The organism is Bacteroides finegoldii DSM 17565, assembly GCF_000156195.1.
GTDB classification, from domain to species: Bacteria; Bacteroidota; Bacteroidia; order Bacteroidales; family Bacteroidaceae; genus Bacteroides; species Bacteroides finegoldii.
The window spans coordinates 44,452-54,456 of record NZ_GG688332.1; the positions used below are offsets into that span (position 1 = coordinate 44,452).

The 10,005-nt window shown below is 39.6% G+C and carries 5 protein-coding genes; all 5 read left to right on the forward strand.

The features are described 5' to 3' along the window. Window positions 1–9: 9 nt before the first annotated feature. From BACFIN_RS03200 to BACFIN_RS03180, 5 genes are read left to right on the forward strand one after another with little or no spacing between them, the layout of a single operon-like run. Window positions 10–1,866: a PKD-like family lipoprotein gene (locus BACFIN_RS03200; protein WP_007757119.1), complete on the forward strand. Its 1,857-nt coding sequence runs from the start codon at window positions 10–12 to the stop codon at window positions 1,864–1,866. Further along, a complete protein-coding gene (locus BACFIN_RS03195; protein WP_007757120.1) occupies window positions 1,749–4,085 on the forward strand; it encodes a S9 family peptidase in 2,337 nt (778 codons plus the stop codon). The genes BACFIN_RS03200 and BACFIN_RS03195 overlap by 118 nt, the downstream gene beginning before the upstream one ends. Before the next feature lie 17 nt (window positions 4,086–4,102). Continuing rightward, the gene (locus BACFIN_RS03190; protein WP_007757121.1) at window positions 4,103–6,460 is read left to right on the forward strand and encodes a S9 family peptidase; all 2,358 of its coding nucleotides are present in this window, start codon (window positions 4,103–4,105) and stop codon (window positions 6,458–6,460) included. Further along, a complete protein-coding gene (locus tag BACFIN_RS03185) occupies window positions 6,444–9,161 on the forward strand; it encodes a S9 family peptidase (RefSeq protein ID WP_007757123.1) in 2,718 nt (905 codons plus the stop codon). The genes BACFIN_RS03190 and BACFIN_RS03185 overlap by 17 nt, the downstream gene beginning before the upstream one ends. A gap of 5 nt (window positions 9,162–9,166) precedes the next feature. Then, window positions 9,167–9,589, forward strand: coding sequence for a lipocalin family protein (locus BACFIN_RS03180; protein ID WP_007757125.1), 423 nt, complete (start codon window positions 9,167–9,169; stop codon window positions 9,587–9,589). Window positions 9,590–10,005 lie beyond the last annotated feature (416 nt).

Sequence of the window (10,005 nt, forward strand, 5' to 3'; positions counted from 1 at the left end):
AATGATAGTATGAAAAGAATATTGATATATATATATTTTTTGGCTGGCATAATGAGTTTTTCAGGTTGCCTGGATGATGAAAACAACTATGATTATAGTGAATTTAACGAGTTGGAGGGGAGAGAGATTGGAGGAATGAAAGACGAATATTTTCTTTCGTATGCTCAAAAGTTGACTATTACTCCGACTTTTGAATTTACTATTGATAAGGAAAATCCGGATGTATCTTATGAATGGAGACTGGATGGTGTATTGTTGCCGGAAGAAACCGGGCCTTCTTGCACTTTCAGTTTTGAGCGTGGGGGGGTACATGAAGTTACTTATACAGTAATCGATAATAAAAGCGGGGTTAAGTTTTCCAGGAGTTGTACGCTTAGGGTACGTTCACCATTCACTCGTGGTTGGTTGATATTGAGAGAAGGTGAATCTCAGGAGTCTGAACTTTCTTTTGTCGGTGCCAGTTCGGTTCTTCATAAGATGACGGTTACTGATGGTACAACAATAGCTGAGATTGACAGAGACTCGCTTGTGTATGATCAAGTAGTAGAGAAGGTTTCGGATGGATTGGGATCTAACCCGGTCGGGTTGTTTTTGAATGCAGGTTATTTAGGTCCGTATGGTGAAGTTTTTGAGACAAGTGATGAAGTGGGAGTGATGCAGGACCGCTGGGTGGAACTGAACGGTAGCACGTTAGAGCGCTCTGTTTATACAGAGGATGAGTTTAGAGGAGATTTGCCGGAAGCCGGTTTACATCCTCAGGCTGCTGCTATGACTTTTTCCGCTAAAGCTTTGTTAAATTCCGATGGATATATTTATTGGGCGGGTACGGCTTTTGCCAGTGATTTTCATTCTTGTGCTTATACCTCCTTTCCGTTGGGAAAGGATAAAAAGTTCAAGGGAGTTTATCCAAGCTTTAAGCTCAATAAGCATCATGGAGCTATTCCGGCTTACACAGCGGATAATGAAATTGTGGGGATCATTGATGATGCGGAAGTTGTTTCTTATGCTGATCCTAGTATAAAGGAATCGACTTATAGCAGTGGAGTGCATAGTGTACAAACAGGAGAGTATGAGGAAGATCCTGTAGATGATAGATATAAATTGGGGAATGGAGAATTGCTTACTATAATGCCGGCAACCTCAAATGATGAGGGGTATCAGGATGTTAAACCTAGTTGGGTCGCAATTGTACGTAACGGTTCTCAGTATGAACTGTTATATTTTCAATGGAAAGTGGGAAACTATAGCTATTCAAGCAGAGTTTCTACCAAAGTATTTGAAAAATTCTCACTTGATGGCTTGACTGGATATACAGATATGGCAGTATTTAATATCAAGCAGTATGTGGTAATTGCTAATGGAAACGATTTGTGGTATTTTCAATATGGGGCAGGTGATAAAGCGGTGTTGAAAAAGTTGCATTCATTTGATTCTCCTGTTAAGGCATTGGCTGCTAATGATATTAATGTATGGTATTCTGGAGAACCGGCTAAATGGCAACCGGAACATAACGGGCAATTAGGAGTAGCATTAGAGGATGGCACGTTTGGCATTTATGAAGTTTGGGAAACGGAAGACAAACAGGCGTTGGCTACAGATGTGAAGATTAATCAGCTTTTCCCGGATCCAAAGGCTGAGACCCCGGTGAATAATAATTTTGGCAATATTGTAGATATTATTTACAAATATGGCTCTATCCGAGATTTTGTATCATTCAATTTAAAAAAAAAAAATCATCCAGACACGATATGGGATATAAATTTGGAATACTATTGGCTTTATTTGCCGGAGGTTTGGTTACTGTTGCCAAACCTCAGCAACAGGCTAATTATGAACTTGCAGAGAAGTTCAATGCTTTTGATTTAGGTGGAAAACTTTCCAGAAATAGCTTGGCCATTTATCCGCATGAGATTAATGGTACAGATAATTTCTGGTTTGATTTTCAGACAACAGACGGGAAATTCTATTATTATGTGACTCCGGCAAATGGCAAACGGGAACTGCTGTTTGACAATGATGAAATGGCAATGGCTCTTACGGAGTTGACGAGAGAAACAATTGATCCTAAGGACTTTTCATTCCATGAATTTAAATTTTCCAAAGACCAGAAGTCATTTACTTTTGAACATAGAAGCAAAACTTATGAGTATAATCGCATAAATCGTAAGTTGAAAGAAATCAGAAAGACAGATGACGATAAAAGGACGGAGGGAGAAGTTATATATTCTTGGATGAATTTTTCTCCGGACAGAAAGTATATTCTATATGCAAAGAACCACAATCTTTATGTAAAGGGAAATAAGGCATTGGGAATGGATACTACCGAAGTGCAATTGACTTTCGACGGGATGCCTTATTATACGTATGCACGAGAGCGGGATGGATTCGAACCAGATAAAGAAATGGCTACCAATGCGCGTTGGTGTAAAGATAGCCGCCATGCTTACTTCGTTTTGGAAGATGAACGGAAATTACGTGATTCTTGGGTGATTAATTCTTTATCTAAAGTCCCCCAATTGGAAAAATATAAATATGAATTTCCGGGTGACAAGCATGTAACACAATATGAATTAGTGATTATTGATGCGGTGAATAAAACAGCCAGGAAAGCGAATGTTGATAAATGGCCTGATCAGTATGTAATGGTGTTTGAAACTTCTTCCAAAGGCGATTTGGTGTTCTTTGAACGCACTAAACGAACGTGGGATGAAGTGGATGTCTGTTCTGTAAATACAAATACGATGGAGGTAAAAGAAATTATTCATGAAGTGGATAAACCTTATCGTGATCCTCATGCTCGTAACGTTGTCATATTAAATGATGGAAAAGATATCTTGTTCCGTTCGGAACGTACCGGATGGGGGCATTATTATCATTATGACGGAGATGGAAATTTAAAGAATACTATTACATCCGGTAAATGGAACTGTGGTCATATTGTGGCTATTGATACATTGGGACGAGAAATTTATTTCTACGGTTATGGTAATGAGGACGTTAATCCTTTTTACTACAGGGTGTATAAAGCAAATATTGATAAGGAAGGGGCTACGCTTATCAGTAAAGAAGACGGGCAGCATAATGCTCATTTTTTGCAGTCGAGACGTTATTATGTTGATACTTATTCACGAGTAGATATGGAACCGAAAATTCTTTTGAAGAATGATCAGGGAAAGACTATCGTTGAGTTGGCAAAGCCGGATTTACGGGCTGTATATGATGCCGGATGGAAACAGCCGGAACGGTTTGTGGTAAAGGCTGCTGATAATGCTACTAATTTATATGGCGTGATGTGGAAACCTTCGGATTTTAATCCGAATAAAAAATATCCGATTATTTCTGTAGTTTACCCCGGACCTTATTTCGGATTTGTACCTACTGGATTTTCTTTATCCGACAGATACAGTTCGCGTATGGCACAATTGGGATTTATCGTAATCGCTGTAGGACATCGCGGTGATTCTCCTATGCGAGGAAAGACATATCATCGTTTTGGTTATGGTAATATGCGTGATTACCCCTTAGCAGATGATAAATATGCTATCGAGCAATTAGCCAGCCGCTATTCATTTATTGATATTAATAAGGTGGGCATTTATGGTCATTCGGGTGGTGGCTTTATGGCAGCATCAGCTATCTTGACTTATCCGGATTTTTATAAAGCTGCTGTTTCTTGTTCCGGTAATCATGATAATTATATCTATAATCGCGGATGGGGAGAATGTTATAATGGTGTGAGGGAGATAGAAAAGACTGTGAAAGATAGTTTAGGTAATGAGAGAAAAGAATACGAATATAAATTTAGCGTGAAAACAAATGCCGAGCTTGCGAAGAATTTGAAGGGGCATTTGATGCTTGTAACCGGTGATGAAGATAAAAATGTAAATCCGGCTCATACTTATCGTTTAGCACATGCTTTAATTGAATCCGGCAAGGATTTTGATATGCTTGTCATTCCGGGTGCCGGTCATGGATATGGCTCTGCTGATAAGTATTTTGAGAAAAAAATGTATCGTTTCTTTGCAAAGTATCTGCTGGGAGATGACCGGGCGGATTATTGGGGAGACATTAACCGCAACAAATAGGACAATAGATAAGATTTATGAAAAACTCCCTCTTCAAATATGCATGTCCGGTGGTTGCCTTGTTGGTATGCAGCTTTGTCAGCGCACAGCAGAAGGCGAATTATAAGCTGGCGGAGAAGTTTCGTTTGTTGGAGCAGAATCCTATAGTAAAGTATTCGACAGAAGTCAGGCCGACATTTATTAACGATACGGATTGTTTCTATTATTCTTTTACGACACGTGAAGGAAAGAAATATTATTATGTTAATCCGAAGAAGAAAGAAAAACGTTTGTTATTTGATACGGATGAACTATTAAGCAAAATTGCAGCATATACAAAGAAAGCTTATTCTTCGGCAGATCCATATTTGTCTTTCACCTTTATGAAAGATAACGAAACGATTCGCATTGATTTTGACCGTGGGCTTTATACGTATAATATTCATACGAAAGTGTTGGAGAAGCTTAATGAAAAGCCTTCTTATGGGAATGCTGACCCGTATTGGATGAAATATTCGCCGGACAGTCTTTTCTTTTTATATGCAAGCCGTCATAATTTGTATTTTGTAGGCAATCCTCAAAAGGGGCAGGATACCATACCTGTAAAATTAACCGCTGATGGGGAAAGGCATTATACTTTCAACCGTGAAGAAGAAGGAGAATCAGAAGGACGGTTTGGAGCCGAATCCGCTCATTGGATTCCGGGTACTCATCGTTTTTATGCCGTGCGTGAAGATAATCGGAAAGTTCGTGATTCATGGCTCATCAACTCGTTGGATACTCCTTATCCGACATTGAAGACATATAAAGCCGAGCTTGCAGGCGATAAATATGTTACCCAATATGAATTGTTAATTGGTGACGTGGATAGCCGTGAAGTGAAGAAGATTGATATTAACCGTTGGCCGGATCAATATATCGATGTCCTTTACGTCTCGGGAGATGGAAAGCGTTTGTATTTTCAACGTTATAACCGCACGTGGAATCAGGCGGATATTTGTGAAGTGGATGTGGAGACGGGAAAAGTCCGTGTCGTGATTCATGAGGAAAACAAGCCTTACCTTGACTACCAGATGCGTAATGTTTCCTTCCTGAATGACGGAAAAGAAATCCTTTTCCGCTCTGAACGAAATGGGTGGGGACATTATTATCTTTATGATACGGCTACCGGTAACCTGAAAAATCAAGTGACGGATGGTACATGGGTAGCCGGTCCGATAGCGAAGATTGATACTGTTAGACGTAAAATTTATTTTTATGGTTACGGTAGAGAGAAGGAAATCGACCCTTATTATTATATTCTTTATGAGGCACAGTTGGACCGTTCGAATACGCTTCGTCTGCTTACATCGGAGAATGCTTCACATGAGGTCAGTATTTCTCCGTCTTGCCGATATTTGGTAGATTCTTACTCTACTGTTTCGCAGGAACCGGTAAATGTGGTTCGTAACCGGAATGGAAAGATAATCATGACCTTGGAGAAACCGGATCTTCAGCCTGTCTATGAGATGGGATGGAAAGCACCGGAACGTTTTAAGGTAAAGGCTGCCGATGGGGTGACCGATTTGTATGGTGTGATGTGGAAACCTGCTGATTTTGACTCGACGAAAGTGTATCCTATTATTTCGAATGTTTATCCGGGGCCATTTTTTGAATATGTACCTACACGCTTTACGATTAACGATGTTTATAATACACGTTTGGCGCAATTGGGATTTATTGTAATCACTGTAGGGCATAGAGGTGGTACTCCGATGCGGGGGAAGGCTTATCACACTTACGGATACAACAATATGCGCGATTATCCGTTGGCGGATGACAAGTATGCTATTGAGCAACTGGCCGCCCGCTATCCGTTTATTGATATTACTAAAGTCGGTATTTACGGGCACTCAGGTGGTGGATTTATGTCGGCTGCTGCCATTTGCACTTATCCCGATTTTTATTCGGCTGCCGTTTCGTCGGCAGGTAATCATGACAATCGCATTTACAACAAAGGTTTTGTAGAGATTCATTTCGGTGTAGACGAAAGGGTGAAAACGACTAAAGATAGTTTGGGAGTGGAAAGTACAACTTATGATTACAGTGTTCGTGTGCGCCCGAATCAGGAGCTGGCGAAGAACTACAAACATGGCTTGTTATTGTTTACGGGTGCGATGGATAAAACTGTAAATCCGGCCCATACATTGCGTCTGGCGGATGCATTAATTAAGGCAGACAAGGATTTCGATTTGTTTGTATTACCGAAATGCACGCACGGATTCTTCGGTGAGTCTGAAGAATTTTTTGAACATAAGATGTGGCGTCATTTTGCCCGTTTGCTGCTATATGATAATTCGGCTGATTTTGATGTTGATTTGAATAAAGATATGATTAAAGATGACAGGAGAAGATAAGATGAATCGGATATTTATGTATATAGGGGTTATAGTGGGGTTGGCGTTAGGAGCTAATCTTCCGGTTGAGGCTCAGAAAAAGTCGTTGGATATAGAGGCATGTACATTATGGAAGCGTATTGATGCACCGGATATTTCACCGACAGGCAGATGGGTGACTTACCGTATATCGTTAATGGAATATAATCCGGATAACAGAGAAGAGAAGCCATTGCATCTATTTGATTCTCATACTCGAAAAGAGATATTGTTGGATGGTGATATAGAAAGATTGGAATTTTATAATAAGGACCAGGGAGCTTTTTATCAACAGACAGACTCTGGGGGAGTAATGAAAACAATCTTGTTATCGTTGCCTTCAGGAATGAAGACCGAATGGAAGCACCAAGAGGATTTTCACCCTGTAGAAGGGACCCCTTATTCAATTTCGGTTATTAATGTACCCAAAGATACTACAAATCATGTTCCGGCTTTTAACAGGCTGGTGATACGTCATCTGAAAACAGAGGTTGCTTTTCATATTGACAGTATCGGCTATCATACCTTGTATGACGGAGGACGTTCTATTCTTTTCATTCGTAAAAAGTCCGGCGGAAACGAGTTATGCTATGGTCCTTTAGCTGGTCCATATAAGACTCTTTATCAAAGCTCTATAAAGAAGGAGCCTTCTTCTTATAGTTTTAATGAGAAAGAGATGACTGGAGAGTTTAGTATAAATGATTCTTTGTGGTATGCTTTCTCATTAAAGAAGCCGGGTTGTAACCTGTTTTTTGACCGGAAAGAGATTGTTTTGCCTGATGGTATGTCTATCGGACGTATTGACTTGTCTAAAAGCCATAATTTTCTGAAACTTGAACTTCGGGGCTCACAGCAAATTTCACGTAGAAGGGAAGAACCGGAGAAGAAACCGGACAAGAGCTTTGAATTGGAGTTGTGGACATGGAATGAAATGGAGGTTCCGACTTTACAAAGAGGTGGACGTTATAGGCAAGATAAGTCGGTGACGTATATTTATGATATTTCTTCTAAAAAGCTTACTGAAGTAGCTTCATCTACTGTAGATTTACTCTTACCGTCGGGAGCGGAAAAATTGGATTATGTGCTTTACACGGATGAATCTCCGTATAAGATGCAACGTGAATGGTTGGACCAGTTGCCGTTTGATGTTTATTCAGTGAATGTGCATACAGGTGTAAAACAATTGATCGGACGTAGTTATCGTACTACTCCAAAATGGTCGGTGAATGGTAAGTGGGCGGTAATGTACGATCCTATTGCGCAGGTTTGGAATAAATTTGATGGTGCTACCGGTAAGGTTGTAAATATATCAGATGCTATCGGTTATCCGATGTTCGTGGAAAGTTATGATCAACCAGCTCCTGCTCCTGCTTATGGAATAGCTGGGTGGACGGCTGACGGGAATCATGTATTTCTGTATGATGCATATGACTGGTGGAAAGTAGATTTGACCGGAGAGCGACAGCCGGAGTGTCTGACTAAAGGTTATGGTCGCAAACATGGCAAGTCTATTCGTAAAATGACGAGTAATATAGATAAAGACGTTTTTCAGAAGGATGAAACTGTCATTGTTAGTCTTTGGGATAAAAACACAATGGATGAGGGGGTTTATCAGCTTGATATGAAAGGGCGTCTGAAAAAACTGATGGAAGGCCCTTATACATATAATATATACCGTTTTTCCGATAATCATAAGTATTGCGTCTGGAATCGTCAGAATATAACAGAATTTAGAGATTTGTGGTGGAGTAAAGCAGACTTTTCAAATCCGGTAAGGGTGACGAATGTCAACCCTCAACAAGCGGATTATAAATGGGGTACAGTTAAATTGGTAAAGTGGACCAATTATGAGAATAAAGAAAATAAAGGGTTGCTTTATTTGCCTGAAGATTATGATCCTCAAAAAGAATATCCGGTGTTGGTACAGTTTTATGAGACTCATTCCGGTGAATTGAATATTTATCATGCCCCGTTGTTAAGCAGCGCGTTGGGAGATCCTGTATATTTTGCTAGCAACGGTTATATTGTGTTTATGCCGGATGTACATTTCACGGTTGGAACCCCCGGTCAGAGTTGTTATGATGCTGTAGTAAGCGGAACAAAATATCTGATAGAGCAGGGGATAGCACATCCCGGGAAAATAGGTTTGCAAGGACATAGTTGGTCTGGCTATCAAACATCATATTTGGTAACCAAGACAGATATTTTTACCTGTGCTAATATAGCGGCTCCTATCACGGATATGGTGACCGGCTATTTAGGAATACGTAATGGAAGCGGTCTGCCACGATATTTTATGTATGAGGAAACACAAAGTCGTATGGGAAAGACTTTGTGGGAGGCAAAAGATAAGTATCTGGCAAGTTCTGCAATATTGGAGGCTGATAAGATACATACGCCTTTGTTGATATTGCATAATGATGAGGATGAGGCTGTTGCTTATGAACAAGGCCGTGCTCTTTATTTGGCTATGCGTCGTCTGCAACGTCCGGCATGGTTGTTGAATTACAAGGGTGAGGGGCATTTTGTAATGGGCAGAGGTGCTCAGAAAGACTGGACTATCCGGATGATGCAGTTTTTCGACTATTACCTGAAAGGAACAAAAGAACCGCGTTGGATGAAAGAGGGTATTCATTTAAGAGAACGTGGGATTGATCAGAAATATGATTTACTAGAAAAATAAATAAAATGAAGAAATTATTAATTACAGCTATGGCTCTGTCTTGTTTTGCATTCAGTAGCTACGGACAGGACAAAGTGGAGAAAAAAATTATTGGTAAATGGTGTAATCCTTATACTTATAAATCGACAGGTGAACTGAAAGGTTTTGAATTTAAAAAAGGTGGGAAGTGCTCTGCAATCAATATTCCCTCTTTGGATTTAAAAACTTGGAAGATTGATAAGGATGGTTATTTGATTATCGAAGGATTCAGCAAGGAAGATAATGGAAAGGTAGAAGTATATAAGACCCGTGAACGTATTGGGCTCTTGTCTCCAGACTCATTGCAACTGGTTACACAGGAAGTAAACCCGAGATTGGCTTTTTTGTATCTGAATACGAAATCGATAAAGAAGTTGGTTACTCCGGAAGTTGCACCAAAAGAAAAGTAATAAATCTCTCTCTTAATAATTTAGTGTTAATTTAGCATTATATTGCTAATAGAAGCACCTCATCGTAGGGATTACGATGGGGTGTCTTTTACTTTTTTATATCAAAATTGTAGCTCATTATGTAAATATTTATCAAGTTATTACGATATGTTCTGAACAATTTAATATTATATTTAGCATGGAATATCGCTATTTAGGGATATTCCTAAAATAATAAAATTTAAGGCAACTACTTCATTGCGAATTAGTTGCCTTTTTTGTATCTTTAAGCATCCCCCCCCCAAAAAAAACGGTTTGACGGCCAAAACGGGGGGAATTAAAAATAAAAACACATGGTAAAGATACAAAAAATCTCAGAAATCGAACCTTGTTTAGGTTTTACCGAGTTCGATATGCTTAAAAAATATCGTCAAAGT

What these genes read in the sequence shown, in the direction of transcription:
- BACFIN_RS03180 (WP_007757125.1), top strand. Translation starts at nt 9,167, where the DNA reads ATGAAGAAATTATTAATTACAGCTATGGCTCTGTCTTGTTTTGCATTC.
- BACFIN_RS03195 (WP_007757120.1), top strand. Translation starts at nt 1,749, where the DNA reads ATGGGATATAAATTTGGAATACTATTGGCTTTATTTGCCGGAGGTTTG.
- BACFIN_RS03200 (WP_007757119.1), top strand. Translation starts at nt 10, where the DNA reads ATGAAAAGAATATTGATATATATATATTTTTTGGCTGGCATAATGAGT.
- BACFIN_RS03185 (WP_007757123.1), top strand. Translation starts at nt 6,444, where the DNA reads ATGACAGGAGAAGATAAGATGAATCGGATATTTATGTATATAGGGGTT.
- BACFIN_RS03190 (WP_007757121.1), top strand. Translation starts at nt 4,103, where the DNA reads ATGAAAAACTCCCTCTTCAAATATGCATGTCCGGTGGTTGCCTTGTTG.